Raw genomic sequence first — 14808 nt, 5'->3', positions numbered from 1 at the left:
GGGAATCGAATGCAGATTGTTCCGTTCATCGACGGCGACTGGAAGGGCGACCATCCGGCCGGCACCATCGTCTTCAAGCATCTGCTCAAGGGCGAACCACAGTCACCCGACAACTTCATGTACATACTCGGCCGTCAGGATGGAGACTTCTTCTATCCACGCCATCGTCACAACTTCGACCAGATTCGTCTACCGCTGCGAGGCGACATGAATCTGGGACACGGGGTCAAACTGCGCGAAGGTCAGATCGGTTATTTCCCCGAGGGCCTTGCATACGGTCCGCAGGAAGATCCGCTTGGCCAAGCGCGCCCAGGCGAGCGGCTGCAACTCGTGTTGCAGTTCGGCGGCGCATCCGGGTACGGTTTCGTCAGCATCGAGCAGCACCGGCAAGCCAAACAGGAAATGAGCCGCGCTGGAAGGTTCGACGGTCCGTACTATGTGCGTGACAGCGGCAAGAAGGAATGGGCGCGCAATGCGATCTGGCATCATCTGTTCGGCACGAAGCTCAAATATGCGCACCCGCGCTACAAGAGCGTGATGATTGCCGATCCGGCGTGTTTCAACTGGCTACCGCTGAAAAGTCAAAGCGGTGTCGAGCGCAAATACATGGGCAGCTTCACCGAGCGCGGCGTATCGATCGAGATGATCCGCCTGCATCCAGGTGCGTCATGGTCATCGCTCGATCCGCATGCGCGTCGCCTGCTCGTCGTGCTGTCCGGTTCCGGCGAAGTCGAAGGTCAACTCATCACGTATCTGAGCGCCCTGCGTGTCGACCCGGGTGAATCTCTGCAGGTGCGCAGCCCTGAAACACTGGAACTGTTCCTGATCGGCCTGCCTCCAGTCGAAAAACCTCTGACCGAATCGGGTCACTACGACCTCGCCGACGATCTGACCGGTGACGCCGTCACGCAGTCCGGCTGATAGCACTGTCGCCGGCCAGGTCCCGGGTTTGGAGAATGATATTGAAAATTAAAATATATAGGAGACTTAATGAAAATAAGATATCTGTTTTTTTGCGTACTGATGCTCGGGGTCAGCACCGCGCACGCGCAAAGCGAAGTCACGCTATACGGCCTGCTCGACACGGGCATCTCGTACGTCAGCAACGCCGGAGGAGGCTCACAGGTCCTCCAGCAATCCGGGATCATGCGGGGCAATCGCTGGGGCATGAAGGGAGAAGAGGATCTCGGTAATGGAGTGAAAGCCATTTTTGCTCTCGAAAGCGGCTTTACACTTGAAAACGGCGCGCTTTCCCAAGGTGGTGCGGAGTTTGGCCGTCAGGCATATGTCGGATTCGAGAACGCGTACGGCCGACTGACGTTCGGACGCCAATACGATTTCGTGTACGACTATCTCGGCACCGCATATGCATCTGGCGTTTTTAACACCGAGTACGCGTTTCACCCCGGGAATCTCGACCGTCTCTCGGGACAGCGGGTCGACAGCGCAATCAAGTTCTCGTCCAAGGAATTCGGTGGCTTGAGATTCGGTGCAATGTACGCGTTCGGCGATCCGGGGCCGATTACCTCGACCTCGTCGACGGGGCGCGCGGTCAGTTTCGGGGCAACCTACGAGCACGGCCCTTTCAGTGCCGGCGCGGTGTACACGGAGGTCAACGACAGGCTGATGACGCTCGCGTCATATTTCGGTGTGACGTCGCTGTTCGGTCAGACGATCGGCACGATCAACCCGCAAACCGGTGTATTGACGGCAAAGTCGGTGCAGATCAACCATACCCGCGAATTCGGTGGCGGAATGAGCTACACCTGGAACAAGCTGACGTTGCTCGGCCTGGTCACCAATACCTCGATCGAGGTCGGTCAGCAATCGGCAATATTCGCCAGTTACGAGACGACCGCCAGCTATAAGCTGCAACCCGACCTGTTTGTTTCCGCAAGCTACGCCTATGAGACGTTTGCCGGATACCGGTATGGGGAAATCGCCGCGACAATCGACAAATTCCTTTCGAAGCGGACGGATATCTATGCGACCGTCGTGAACCTGCGCGGCTACGATGGCACCGATGTTGCGATCCAGTCGCTGACACAGTCGACGACGAGTTCGCAGACAGTCTTTCGCATCGGCATGAGAACACTGTTCTGAGGCGGTATCGATGCAATCCAGAAAGAGACAAACCAGCATGGTCCTGCAGATCATCCGGATACTTTTGTGCGGCCTTGTTGCGCTCGCTTCGATGTCCGTGTCCGCCGAGAACGGCAACGACTATCCGTCACGACCGCTGCACATCATTGTTCCCGCGAATGCAGGCAGCGGCCTCGACAACGGAATCCGGCCGCTCGCGAAATACATGACCGGGACGGCCGGATGGACGACCGTGATCGACAATCGCGGTGGCGGCCACGGCTTCATCGCGGCGCACGCCTTTCTGCGTGCGCCGAAAGACGGCTACACGATATTCACTGGCGGCAGCAGCACGATGGCGTATAACCCGATCGTCTTCAAGCATGCGCCATATGATCCGCTCGACGATTTCACCCCGGTCGCGCGAGCGATGATCGTGCCGGACATTCTGGTCGTGTCCGCGAAGTCCGGGATCCGATCGGTCGCCGATCTGGTCGCGAGGCTGCGCGCGCAACCTGGCAGGCTGTTCTTCGCGTCCGAAAACGTGAACCTGCTACCGGCCGAGCTGTTCCTTCAGAGCCAGCATCTTGATGCGACCAACGTCTATTACCGGAGCAGTCCGGCCGCAATGATCGACCTGATCGGCGGCTCGATCGAATTCATGTTCGTCGACTCGATCGCTGCGCTGTCGATGATTCGCGCCGGCTATCTGACGCCGCTCGCCGTCACGTCGGGCAAGCGATTGCACGCACTGCCGGATGTACCGACGCTGACCGAAACCGGGGTCGCGAATCTGAAATTCTTCGAGTGGTCCGGCCTGTTCCTGCCCAAAAACGCGCCGCCGGAACAGGTCGACCGGCTGCACAAGGTAGTCGACGCGTACTTTCATACTCCCGCGGCGGCGCGCTACCTCGATCACGTCGGCGGTCAATACGAAGACATCTCGCCAGCAGACTTCAGGCAATGGATCGCGAACGACATCGCCCGCAACCGGGTGACGTATCAAAGCTTCACCGCGAGCGAAGAATAGCGGCACATCCAACATCTTGACGGCGGCTCGCATCGGGTGCGCCCACATGAGGAGACAAGGGAATGACGAACGGACCATCAGCACGGCGCTGGTTCGCCGCAGGACAGCGCGACCGCTACGCTGGGATGCTCATCCTGGCGATCGGCGTCGGCGCAATCGTACTGGGCTGGAACTACCGGTTCGGCAGCCTGAGCCACATGGGTTCGGGCTTCTTTCCGGTCTGCGTCGGCGCCGCGCTCGCGCTGCTCGGCATCGCCATCGCGGCCCGTGCGGGCGGAGCATCGTCGCGTGACGACGAGCCCGCGCGCCCGGCAGCCGGCACACCATCGTGGCGTGGCTGGATCTGCGTGCCGGGAAGCATCGCCGCATTCGTTGTGTTGGGCAAATGGGGCGGTCTGCTGCCGGCAACGTTCGCGATCACGTTCATCGGCGCGCTGGCGGATCAGCAGAATTCGCTGCGTGCGGCGCTATCGCTCGCGCTGCTGATGTCGCTCGTGGCGATAGTCGTATTCCACTGGGCGCTGCAGATCCAGTTTCCTCTTTTGTCGTGGGGTTGAGGCAATGCTGACACAGTCGTTGGGCGATCTGGCGCACGGATTCTCGGTGGCGCTGGAGTGGCACAATTTCATGTGGTCGTTCTTTGGCGTGCTGGTCGGCAACCTGATCGGCGTGCTGCCTGGGATGGGACCGCTGTCCGCCATTTCGATCCTGCTGCCGCTCACCTATTCGATGCAGCCGGTGCCGGCAATCCTGATGCTCGCCGGAATCTTCTATGGCGCCCAATACGGTGGCGCGATAGGCGCAATCCTCCTGAATCTGCCCTGCCATCCGCCACACGCGGTCACCTGCCTCGACGGCTATCCGATGACGCGCGCCGGCAAGGGAGGCGTAGCGCTCGGCATCACGATGATCGCGGCTTTCGTCGCTGCTTCGGCCGGCATCATTGTCATGGTGTTCGCCTCACCACTGCTCGCCAGCATTGCATTCCGGTTCGGTCCGGCGGATCTGTTCTCGATCATGCTGCTCGGCTTGCTCGCGGGCGGAACACTGTCGAACGGCGCCCCGCTCAAGGGTATCGCGATGACGGTCTTCGGATTGCTGCTCGGCGTGGTCGGCACCGACGTGACCACAGGCGTGACGCGTCTTACGTTTGGAATGCCGGACCTCGCCGATGGCATACAACTGGTCTCGCTCGCGCTCGGACTGTTCGGCGTGACCGAGTTCCTGCGCAACGTCAACCGGCTGCGCACAGCCGGCTCAGCCACGCGGCTCGGCGTGCGCGAGATGACGCCAAGCCGCGCCGAGCTGAAGCAGGCCCTGCCGGCGCTACTGCGCGGCACGTTCGTCGGGCTAATGTTCGGCGCCATGCCGGGCACCGGACCGACGATCACCACGTTCATTTCCTACGCGCTCGAAAAGCGGCTGTCGCGAACACCCGAGCGCTTCGGACACGGCGCGATCGAGGGCATTGCAGGACCTGAGGCATCGTCGCACTCGAAAACCCAGGTCGATTTCATCCCGACGATGTCGCTCGGCATTCCCGGCGATCCAGCCATGGCACTGATTCTCGGCGCGCTGCTGATCCAGGGAATCCAGCCCGGACCGCAGTTGATCACCCAGCATGCCGACATCTTCTGGGGTCTCGTCGCCAGTTTCTGGATCGGCAACGTTCTGCTAGTCGTGCTGAACGTGCCGCTGATCGGTCTATGGGTGAGGCTGCTGCGGGTACCGTACCGCTTCCTGCTCCCGTCGGCGCTGTTCTTCATTGCCATCGGCGTCTACAGCGCCGACAACAGCCTGTTCGAAGTCGCGGAGGTCGCCGTATTCGGATTGCTTGGCGCGCTGTTCGCGCTGCTCGAGTTCCCTGTCGCGCCGATCCTGCTTGGCTACATTCTCGGTCCGATGGTCGAAGAGAACTTTCGCCGCACACTGCTCTTTTCGCATGGCGATCTGACAGCGTTCGTGCAGCGTCCTATCAGCGCGTGCTTCCTCGGCGCATGCGCACTTTTGCTGGGCACGCGAATCTATATCAACCTGCGCACCCGAATCCGGCAAAAGCGGAATTCGGGCTGCGCGACTGCGGTGCCGGCCGAAAACATTGACTAGATCTCGTCCAGCACCGAAAGCACGGCCCGCACGCCGGACGAGACCCGGTCCGGATGCCATACGGCGGCGATCTTCAATTCCAGATGTTCGCTTCGGTCTGCGATTGTTTTGAAGACCACTTTGGGATGGGAGCAATTACGCACCTGTGCCGGCACCAACGCAACGCCCATCCCGGCTGCGACGAGGCTCACCATGCTGGCAGTTTGCCAGGCCTCCATCGCTACGTGCGGGCTGAAGCCTGCAGCCTCGCACGCGAGCAGAACTTTCGTGTGCAGTGCCGGAATACGATCTGGCGGAAAGTTCATGAATGGCTCGCCGGCGAGATCTTTCAGACGGAGAACCCGAGCCTTCGCACGCGGATGGTCCTTCGGCAGCGCCGCGACAAATCGCTCCGAGCAGATTTCGCGCACGGAAAAATCCGCCGCATTGCTAATCGGCAAACGGACGATACCAACATCGATGCGCCCAGCCGCCAGGCTTTCCATCTGCTCAGTCGACGCGAGTTCGCGCAACTCGATGCGAATGGCGGAAAAGCGGCGGCGTAGCTCGCGCAGGATCCGGGGCAAGATCTCAAAGCTCACCGAGCCGACGAAGCCGATCGTTACCCGTCCGCTCGGACCACTGCTCGCATCCCGTGCGGCGTCGATAGCACGTTGCCCCGCGGCCAGAAGCTCGCGCGCTTCGCTCAGGAACACCGTGCCGGCGGGGGTTAGTTCGACGAAATGGCGCGAGCGCGTGAACAAGGGTACGCCAACGATCTGCTCGAGGTGTTTGATGGCCTGGCTGAGTGGCGGCTGAGCCATATTCAGCCGTGCCGCAGCCCGGCCGAAATGCAACTCCTCGGCCACGGCGATGAACTGACGGAGCAAGCGTGCCTGGATCATGGTGAGACAAAGGATATATCACGAGCCGAAAAAATCATATTGGACACTCACCGACCCAATTGCGAGGATAGGAACCGTCGCTGACAAGTCGTCGCCGGCACGATCGAAACCGTGCCGGCGAAAACGCGGCATCGCCGCAAACGACGGCCTACTTCTAGAGTAACGCACCATGGATCAGAAACTTAGCCGCAATCTGTCCGACCGGCAACTTCCCGCGCTTGCGTCATTGCTGCACAGTCTTGGCATCGATACGGGATCGTTCGGTCAGGTTAGCCTCGATGGCGACGAACTGCTCATCCGATCGCAACATCGGCTCGTGGATGCAGTGGGAACGGCCCAACTGCTGATCGGCGCCGCGGCATCGCAAATCTGGCACACACGAACGGGCAAGATCACCGACATCGCTGTCGACACGATAGACGCCCTGCATTCGCTTCACCCTTCGCATTACCTTTGGCAGGGCGGCGAGTGGTTCGAGGTGGGCGCCGAGCATATGCAGGTCAACGGCTTTCATCCCACTAGCGATGGACGCCAGGTCGTCCTGTGGGCCGGCCCCCCGTATCAGAAACTGCTAAACGGGTACCTGAATTTCTTCGATTGCGGGAACAATCGGCGTTCGATCGATGCGGCAACCGCGCGTTACACCGCGACAGAACTCGAATCGGCGCTTTCGGAATTGGGGCTCCCGGCCTGCCAGGCGTTCACTCCGCAAGAGTGGCGAGCGCATCCTCAAGGCAAAGCCCTATGCACCACGCCAGTCATCGAGATCGAGAAGATCGCGGACGGCGACCCAGTGCCGTTTCAGTCGTCGGCGTCGGGGGTGCTCGACGGCATACGCGTGCTTGACTTTGCACACGTGCTCGCTGGACCGCATAGCACACAGACTCTCGCCGAGTTCGGCGCCGAGGTGTTGCATATAAGCAGTCCGACACGTAGAGACACGCTCGCTCAGCATCTGAGTGTCGATATGGGCAAGTATTGCGCCTACCTCAATCTTGCCCATGCGCAGCAACTTCAGCGCATGCACGACCTCGCCGCACAGGCCGATGTCTTCGCCTGCAGCTACCGGCCGGGCGTCACGCGCCGATTCGGCCTGACACCTGAGGAACTTGCCGGGCGCTCGAGGAAGGGCATCGTCGTAACGTCGGTGAACGCGTACGGCCATAGCGGACCATGGGCCGAGCGAGCCGGCTTCGATCCTCACGGTCAGGCAGCGTCGGGTTTTTCAGCTACCGAAGGTGGGGGGACCCAAACGCCAAAATTCTCGCCGGTGTTTTATCTGAACGATCTGCTGACGGGCTATTTTGCTGCGGCAGGCATGCTCGTCGCGCTTAAGCGGCGTGCTACCGAAGGGGGCTCCTGGCACGTGAAAGTCTCCCTTACCCGCAGTGCAATGTGGGTTCAGGATCTCGGCTTGCTCGACCACGCTTCGATTGCTGCATTGCCAGCCACGGATACCTATCCATGCCGTACAACCACCTCGGCAACGGCATTCGGTGAAGTTAAAACGTTGGCGAACCCGTTGCGCTTCTCGTCTTTGCCATTGTCGCACAACGAGCGCCTGGTTCCCTATGGGGCCGACCGGCCACAATGGCAGCCCGCGTGATCGAACGAGGCATCGCTTCTTCCCTGTTTGATGGTTTGATGAAGCGTGGCAATCTGAAGCGGGCCCAAAGATCAGAGGGAAAGGTGCGAGTGGCGAGCCTGCGATACCGTCACTTGCACCGTAATCGTATTGTTTGGCATCGCATTCGACAAAATCAATAAAACCTGGGGTTGACCGAGTTCCATACAGGGCAGGAGACAGATGATGCAAATTAGCGAGAATCAACAGTTTCTCCCGGATTCCGGAATCGAGCGGCGAATACTCGTCAAAATTAGTGCTCGCCTGATGCCGATTCTCATGCTTGGCATATTCATTTCATACATCGATCGGGCAAACCTGGGAGTTTTGTTCGGACCACTATCAAAAGATCTCGGCCTGACAGCATCCAGTTTCGGACTGGCAGCGGGACTCTTTTATATCGGATATCTGCTCTTTGAGATTCCGTCGAATATGGGCATGGTCAAATTCGGAGCACGCCTCTGGCTTGCACGCATTATGATCACCTGGGGTGCCGTTACGGTCGCGCTCGCCGCGACGCAAGGTACGACGTCGCTATATGTGTTGCGGATTCTACTTGGCGTGGCGGAAGCTGGCTATTATCCAGGCGTGGTCTTCTTCCTGACGCTCTGGTTTCCACCACGCATGCTTACCAGAGCGTACTCGACGCTCACGATATGCATTCCGCTCTCACTGGCTGTTGGCTCCATTCTGACTTCACTGATGCTACGGATGCACGGCATCGCTGGACTTGCGGGCTGGCGTTGGGTTTTCATTCTGCAGGGCGCACCTGCGATACTGCTTGGAATCTGCACCTTCCTGGCTCTACCGGATCGCCCTGACAAAGCGAAATGGCTCTCGGCCGAAGAGAAAAACTATCTGGCTAAGGAGTTGCCCGCTGCACGCGAGGCTGAATCCGTCGATCTGCGTCACTTGCCGTCGATTCTTCGAAGCAAGTCCGTGTGGGTACTTTCATTCCTGTATTTTGCAACCCTCATTGGCGTTTGGGCCGTTACATTTTTTCTGCCGAAGATAGTGCAGGAACGGCTGCATGTTGGGTCAGTCGACGCAGGCCTGATTTCCTCGATCCCGTGGATTTGCGCAGCCATTGCAACGTTCATTGTTGGCCGCACATCGGCATCGAGCGGGGAACGCCGTTGGCATCTGCTGGTGCTGCTCGGTCTTGCCGCAATCGGGCTTTACCTGAGCGCCGCGGTCGACTCACCTTATATCGCGCTCATCGGACTGTGTTTTGGGGCGGCCGGTATGCAGGCAGCCGTTCCACTCTTCTGGACAATTCCAACGTCGATGTTTCGCGGTGCAGGCGCGGCAATCGCGATTGCAATGATCAATTCTCTCGGCAATGTGAGCGGGCTTGCTGGACCCTGGCTCTTTGGGGTTTTTCGAGACCTTACTGGCAGCAGTAGTGTTGGGCTTTATGTGATCTCGTCCTTCACTCTCGTGTCGGCTGCTCTCGCTTTCGTCATGAGCACCACCGTAGACGCGGTACCCAAGATCCGGACCGCTGATTGAGACTACACATAGAAGTCTTTTCCCTCTACCACGACATCGCAATAGCGCGACCATCGTGCCAGAGGGTGACGTGGTCGCCCAGACCGTCATTCTCTGGACACCAAACGTTCTCGTAGAGGCCGGCACGCATCTGCTGGCCAGTACCTGATACAAAAGGAGTACGCCCCATGCAACGATTCGAACTGTACATCGATGGTGAATCACGCCCCTCTTCGTCGGGCGAATGGTTCGAAACAGAAGATCCGTTTACCGGCAAGCCGTGGGCACAGATAGCCAAAGGCAATGCGGCCGATGTCGATAGTGCTGTGCAGGCCGCTCATGCCGCGTTCAGCACCGGCCCGTGGTCGCAATTGACACCGAGCCAGCGCGGCCAACTGCTTCACCGGGTTGGCGATCTTATTGCCCGTGACGCACGCAAGCTCGCGGAGATCGAGGTTCGTGACAACGGCAAGCTGCTCGCTGAGATGTATGGCCAGTGTCAGTATTTGCCGCAGTGGTACTACTATTTTGGCGGACTCGCCGACAAAATCCAGGGCACGGTCATTCCGCTCGACAAGAAAGGCTACTTCAACTTTACGCGCAATGAACCGCTGGGCGTTGTTGCGGCGATTACGCCGTGGAATTCACCACTGCTGCTGGCGACCTGGAAAATCGCTCCGGCTCTTGCTGCCGGGTGCACTATCGTGCTTAAGCCTTCCGAATTCACGTCAGCCTCGACGATCGAGTTCGCAAAGCTCTTCACCGAAGCGGGCTTTCCGCCCGGTGTGGTGAACGTCGTGACCGGCTTCGGAAAGGATGTCGGAGCGCCCCTCGTCGAACACCCGCTTGTCAGTAAGATCACGTTCACCGGGGCTGACTCGACCGGCCGAGCCATCAACGAAGCAGCAGCCCGCCAATTCAAGCACGTTAGTCTCGAGCTCGGCGGAAAGTCTCCCAATATTGTCTTCGAGGATGCCGATCTCGACGACGCTGTGAACGGCGCGGTATCGGGCATTTTCGCTGCGACCGGACAGACCTGCATTGCCGGCTCGCGGCTCCTGGTACAGGACAGCATATATGAGGTCTTCGTAGAGAGACTGCTTTCGCTCGCGAAAACCGCGAGGATGGGTGATCCATCGAGTCCCGACACCCAGATTGGACCTGTGACCACGCGCCCACAATACGAAAAAGTCTTGTCCTATATCGATGTGGCAAAGCAGGAAGGCGCAAAGCTGTTACTCGGAGGCAAGCCGGGAACGGCGCCCGAATGCGGCAATGGCTGGTTCGTCGAACCGACAATTTTTGGTGATGTCAGGAATGACATGCGCATTGCCCAGGAAGAAGTTTTCGGCCCAGTGCTGTCAATCATTCGCTTCAAGGATGAAGCTGAGGCCATCGCAATCGCAAATGATGTGCGCTTCGGCCTGGGCTCCGGGGTTTGGACAAAGGACATTGGCCGGTCGATCCGCGTGGCAGAACAAATTCAGGCAGGTACGGTCTGGGTCAATAGTTACCGGGCGGTCAGCTATATGTCGCCATTTGGCGGTTACAAAGATTCCGGGCTCGGTCGGGAAAACGGCATCAGTGCGATCCACGAGTATCTTCAGACGAAAAGTGTCTGGATCAACACCGGAATGGAAATATCGAACCCATTCATCATGCGCTAACAGAACGCGCGCGTATGTCTTGCGGGCCGCCGCACGGCATACGCGCGTAGTGGCCGATCGCATCACGTCGGAGTAAAGACAAAGATGTTCATGGACAAAGGCCAGGGAACTCAGATGAAGCTGCTATTTAGCCCCGCGTCGCCGTTTGCGCGCAAGGTTTGTATTGTTATCCGCGAGAAAGGACTAGCGTCGCACATCGATGAAGTGGTGACCTATCCGTTCGAGAACGGCGAGAATCTGTTGTCGTTGAACCCGCTCGCCAAAGTCCCGACCCTCGATACGGAAGAGGGCTCATTGTTCGATAGTCCAGTTCTCTGCGAATATATCGACAGCCTGGTAGTTGAGCCGCGACTCATTCCCGCTGAGTTCTCTCAACGTATCCAGGTCATGCGGATGCAGTCGCTAGCGGATGGTGTCATGGATGCCGCAGTGGCATCTGTTCTCGAACTTCAACGTACCGATGCAAATCCATCGGTCTACTGGCTTACCCGCCGGGAAGCTGCGATTCGGCGGACGATTCGTGTATTCGCCGAATCACGGCTGCCCAATGACATCCGGCTCGACGGAATCGCCATCGCGTGTGCGTTAGCGTATCTTGACTTCCGCATGCCGAAAATCTCCTGGCGTGAGGAGCACTCAATGCTTTCGTCGTGGTTTTCCGCCTATTCAAACAGGCAAAGTTTTGCGGATACCGCCCCGCAAACTACGTAGTAGCACATCGACACTTCCTGGCGCTGATAAGCGGAGACCACTTTTCCAGGCGAACGAATGCCCCCTCAGCCAAACGCGGATCAGGACTGGCGCAACTCTATTCCGTCCCATGTTCCGCTTGCGCAGAGCTCTTTGACCAACTCACAAATTGTCGCCCGAATCGCGACCGTGGCCGAACTAACCGGAACGGAGTTGGACCAACATATACTGGCAGGCCGCCTGATTACCGGATCAACGATGCGGCGCATCTTTGGCCTATTGGCGTCCGCTCGAAGAGCAACCGCGGAGGCCGGCAGGATCGTACATGCCATTCCCGATTGCGCAACCGACAACAACGTCGGCAATGAATCCACATCGGCGATGATATTTAGCGGAACCTGCTCACGTGCGAACGTGCGCTCGAGCAATAGGCGCAACCCGTTCGATAGTCCCGGAGCGACTAGTGGAACGTTGGCCAGCGCGCTCAGTGTACAGGTGCGCGAACGTGTCGTTACCTCGCCTCCGGGCTCGCCAAGAACGTAGAGTTCCTCATCGAGCACGGGCAATGTCGTCATTCCCAGCGTACTTGTATCGCGAAACAGAATAGCCAGATCCAGGCGACCATTCGCCAATAGTTCGTCCAGGTAGCCGCTCATACTTTCGAAGAGCTGTAGCCGGATACCGGGATAACGTGCCCGCACCCGCTCGAACACCGGCATTGCCAGGACCGATACCATGGTGGTCGGAAATCCGACGGCAACGGTCCCCGATTCACCGTCGACACCTTCACGAACCTCCTGACGCAGTTGCTCCATCTGATGCAGGACAAGGCGCGCATGCCTATACATGGCCTGCCCGGCGGCCGTCGGCTTTACCCCTTGCGAACTGCGGATGAGCAGCGGCACGCCAACGTCGTCCTCCAGCTTCGCGATCTGTTGGCTGAGTGAGGGTTGAGCCACGTAGAGCTTTTCCGCAGCCTTGCCGAGACTCCCGTAATCGACGATGTTGACGAAGTACCGGAGCTGGCGGATATCCATGATTACGTCCTGCGGGGAGCGAAGGCCCATAGGATACTCCTATGTCGGGTACATTCAATCGATATTTCCCGAGCGCGGCTGATTCACATAGAGTCATCTCATTCCAATCTGAAAGCGCTGGCATAAGCCCCGCCGGAGACGACCCGAATGAGCACTTCCCCGTCCGAACTGCATTCGCAGTCCACCCAAACCACCACGGATTTCATTTCCCCTGCGCCCGCCGCTGCATTGGGTGCCACTCTCGATTGCCCCACGGCGCTTCGTAGCGGCGACCCTCTGCCTCCGATCTGGCACTGGCTCTACTTCTGGACGCCCGCGCCGCAGGCAGAATTGGGACCGGACGGGCATCCCCGGACGGGCGGCTTCCTACCCGACCTCGGACTGCCGCGGCGCATGGCCGCTGGCGGCCGAATTGCCTTCAATGCTTCGCTCACGATCGGCGCCAGTGCCGAGCGGATTTCGCGTGTCACATCCGTTGAACGCAAGGATGGCCGCAGCGGCAAGCTCGCATTCGTGACTGTCGAACATCAGATCCGGGTAGGCGGCGTCACGGCCATCCGCGAAGAGCAGGACATTGCGTATCGCGAGCCCGCGCAACCCGGCCAGCCGCAACCGAAACCCACGCCCGCCCCCGACGGCGCCGAATGGGAACGCGTGATCGAACCGACAGAGGCGCTGCTGTTCCGCTATTCCGCACTGACCTTCAACGCTCACCGCATCCATTACGACCGTGACTACGCGCGCGAGATTGAAGGCTATCCCGATCTTGTCGTCCACGGACCACTCATCGCGACCCTGTTGCTCGACAGCGTTGCACGCTTCGCTCCTGATGCAGTCGTGCGCGAATATTCCTTCAAGGCCGTGAGACCAACCCTCCTTGGCCACCCGTTCTCGGTATGTGGACGCCGTGCGGCCGACGGCAAATCTATCGATCTGTGGGCCAAGGACCATGAAGGCTGGCTGACGATGTCTGCCCGCGCCGTACTCGCATGACCCGACCATCAATTCACCGGACTTCACATCATGAATAACGCAGTCGACCAGTACCAGGACATCCGCGAAGCCGTCCGTGACCTGTGCAACCAGTTCCCCGCCGAGTATTTTCGTAAGGTGGACGAAGAGCGCGGCTATCCCGAAGCCTTCGTCGACGCGCTCACCAAGGCAGGCTGGCTCGCCGCGCTGATCCCGCAGGAATACGGCGGCTCGGGTCTCGGGCTCACCGAAGCATCGGTGATCATGGAGGAAATCAACCGTAGCGGCGGCAATTCAGGCGCCTGTCATGGGCAGATGTACAACATGGGCACTCTGCTGCGACATGGCTCCACCGAACAGAAAGCGCTGTACTTGCCCAAGATCGCTTCCGGCGAACTGCGCCTGCAATCGATGGGGGTGACCGAACCGACAACGGGGACGGATACCACCAGGATCAAGACCACTGCGGTACGTAAAGGCGACCGTTATGTCGTCAATGGCCAGAAGGTCTGGATTTCGCGCATCCAGCACTCCGACCTGATGATCCTGCTGGCTCGAACGACGCCATTGTCAGAGGTGACGAAGAAGAGCGAAGGCATGTCCATTTTTATCGTGGACCTGCACGAAGCGATCAGCAAGGGCATGACCGTCCGGCCTATCCCCAACATGGTCAATCACGAGACGAACGAACTCTTCTTCGACAACCTCGAGATCCCCGCGGAGAACCTCATTGGAGAAGAGGGCAAGGGCTTCAGGTACATCCTCGACGGACTGAACGCAGAACGTACACTGATTGCGGCCGAATGCATCGGCGACGGCTACTGGTTCGTGGATAAGGTCTCGCAGTATGTGAAGGACCGCGTCGTGTTCGGTCGTCCGATCGGACAAAACCAGGGCGTTCAGTTTCCGATTGCGCGGTCGTACGTCAACGTCGAAGCCGCCAGCCTGATGCGCTTCGAGGCAGCACGCCGGTTCGATGCTCACGAGCAGTGCGGCGCGCAAGCAAACATGGCGAAGCTGCTCGCCGCCGACGCGTCGTGGGAGGCCGCGAACGCCTGCCTGCAGTTCCACGGCGGTTTCGGTTTTGCCTGCGAATACGACGTCGAACGCAAGTTCCGCGAGACTCGTCTCTATCAGGTGGCCCCGATCTCGACGAACCTCATTCTGTCGTACGTTGCCGAGCATATTCTCGGCCTGCCCCGCTCGTTCTAAACCTGGGAGTCCG

13 protein-coding genes are annotated in these 14808 nt (G+C 59.2%); 11 read left to right on the top strand and 2 right to left on the bottom strand.

Annotation, left to right across the window (positions count from 1 at the left end; translation table 11 throughout):
* Window positions 1-9 precede the first annotated feature (9 nt).
* The 5 genes from B9Z01_RS31605 to B9Z01_RS31585 all read left to right on the top strand — a co-directional run bounded on the left by B9Z01_RS31605 (window position 10) and on the right by B9Z01_RS31585 (window position 5218).
* Window positions 10-921, top strand: coding sequence for a hypothetical protein (locus B9Z01_RS31605; RefSeq protein ID WP_085489478.1), 912 nt, complete (start codon window positions 10-12; stop codon window positions 919-921).
* 69 nt (window positions 922-990) lie between these two features.
* Window positions 991-2103: a porin gene (locus tag B9Z01_RS31600; RefSeq protein ID WP_085489477.1), complete on the top strand. Its 1113-nt coding sequence runs from the start codon at window positions 991-993 to the stop codon at window positions 2101-2103.
* 10 nt (window positions 2104-2113) lie between these two features.
* Window positions 2114-3112, top strand: coding sequence for a Bug family tripartite tricarboxylate transporter substrate binding protein (locus B9Z01_RS31595; protein ID WP_085489476.1), 999 nt, complete (start codon window positions 2114-2116; stop codon window positions 3110-3112).
* Window positions 3113-3174: 62 nt separating this feature from the next.
* The gene (locus tag B9Z01_RS31590) at window positions 3175-3669 is read left to right on the top strand and encodes a tripartite tricarboxylate transporter TctB family protein (protein ID WP_085489475.1); all 495 of its coding nucleotides are present in this window, start codon (window positions 3175-3177) and stop codon (window positions 3667-3669) included.
* 4 nt (window positions 3670-3673) lie between these two features.
* On the top strand, window positions 3674-5218 hold the full coding sequence (locus tag B9Z01_RS31585; RefSeq protein ID WP_085489474.1) for a tripartite tricarboxylate transporter permease: 1545 nt from the start codon (window positions 3674-3676) through the stop codon (window positions 5216-5218).
* Here B9Z01_RS31585 and B9Z01_RS31580 read toward each other — a convergent pair.
* Complete coding sequence (locus B9Z01_RS31580; RefSeq protein ID WP_085489473.1) at window positions 5215-6102, bottom strand: LysR family transcriptional regulator; 888 nt, start codon at window positions 6100-6102, stop codon at window positions 5215-5217. The two genes, B9Z01_RS31585 and B9Z01_RS31580, sit on opposite strands and share 4 nt — an antisense overlap.
* Before the next feature lie 169 nt (window positions 6103-6271).
* Between B9Z01_RS31580 and B9Z01_RS31575 the strand changes: the two genes are divergently transcribed.
* The 4 genes from B9Z01_RS31575 (at window position 6272) to B9Z01_RS31560 (ending at window position 11595) form a co-directional block, all read left to right on the top strand.
* A complete protein-coding gene (locus tag B9Z01_RS31575; protein WP_085489472.1) occupies window positions 6272-7708 on the top strand; it encodes a CoA transferase in 1437 nt (478 codons plus the stop codon).
* Window positions 7709-7912: 204 nt separating this feature from the next.
* Window positions 7913-9238, top strand: coding sequence for an MFS transporter (locus B9Z01_RS31570; RefSeq protein ID WP_085489518.1), 1326 nt, complete (start codon window positions 7913-7915; stop codon window positions 9236-9238).
* 167 nt (window positions 9239-9405) lie between these two features.
* Window positions 9406-10884, top strand: a complete 1479-nt coding sequence (locus B9Z01_RS31565) for an aldehyde dehydrogenase (RefSeq protein ID WP_085489471.1) — start codon at window positions 9406-9408, stop codon at window positions 10882-10884.
* Window positions 10885-10998: 114 nt separating this feature from the next.
* Window positions 10999-11595, top strand: a complete 597-nt coding sequence (locus B9Z01_RS31560; protein ID WP_208626338.1) for a glutathione S-transferase N-terminal domain-containing protein — start codon at window positions 10999-11001, stop codon at window positions 11593-11595.
* An 80-nt stretch (window positions 11596-11675) separates the two neighbouring features.
* Here the strand turns inward: B9Z01_RS31560 and B9Z01_RS31555 are convergent, their stop codons facing one another.
* The gene (locus B9Z01_RS31555) at window positions 11676-12611 is read right to left on the bottom strand and encodes a LysR substrate-binding domain-containing protein (protein ID WP_085489517.1); all 936 of its coding nucleotides are present in this window, start codon (window positions 12609-12611) and stop codon (window positions 11676-11678) included.
* A gap of 147 nt (window positions 12612-12758) precedes the next feature.
* Between B9Z01_RS31555 and B9Z01_RS31550 the strand changes: the two genes are divergently transcribed.
* Together B9Z01_RS31550 and B9Z01_RS31545 are read left to right on the top strand one after the other, a co-directional pair.
* The gene (locus B9Z01_RS31550) at window positions 12759-13604 is read left to right on the top strand and encodes an HTD2 family dehydratase (RefSeq protein ID WP_085489469.1); all 846 of its coding nucleotides are present in this window, start codon (window positions 12759-12761) and stop codon (window positions 13602-13604) included.
* Window positions 13605-13634: 30 nt separating this feature from the next.
* A complete protein-coding gene (locus B9Z01_RS31545) occupies window positions 13635-14795 on the top strand; it encodes an acyl-CoA dehydrogenase family protein (protein WP_085489468.1) in 1161 nt (386 codons plus the stop codon).
* Window positions 14796-14808: the final 13 nt, after the last annotated feature.

Source organism: Paraburkholderia susongensis (assembly GCF_900177725.1).
Lineage (GTDB): Bacteria > Pseudomonadota > Gammaproteobacteria > Burkholderiales > Burkholderiaceae > Paraburkholderia > Paraburkholderia susongensis.
This window is presented reverse-complemented; position numbering and strand designations above follow the sequence as displayed.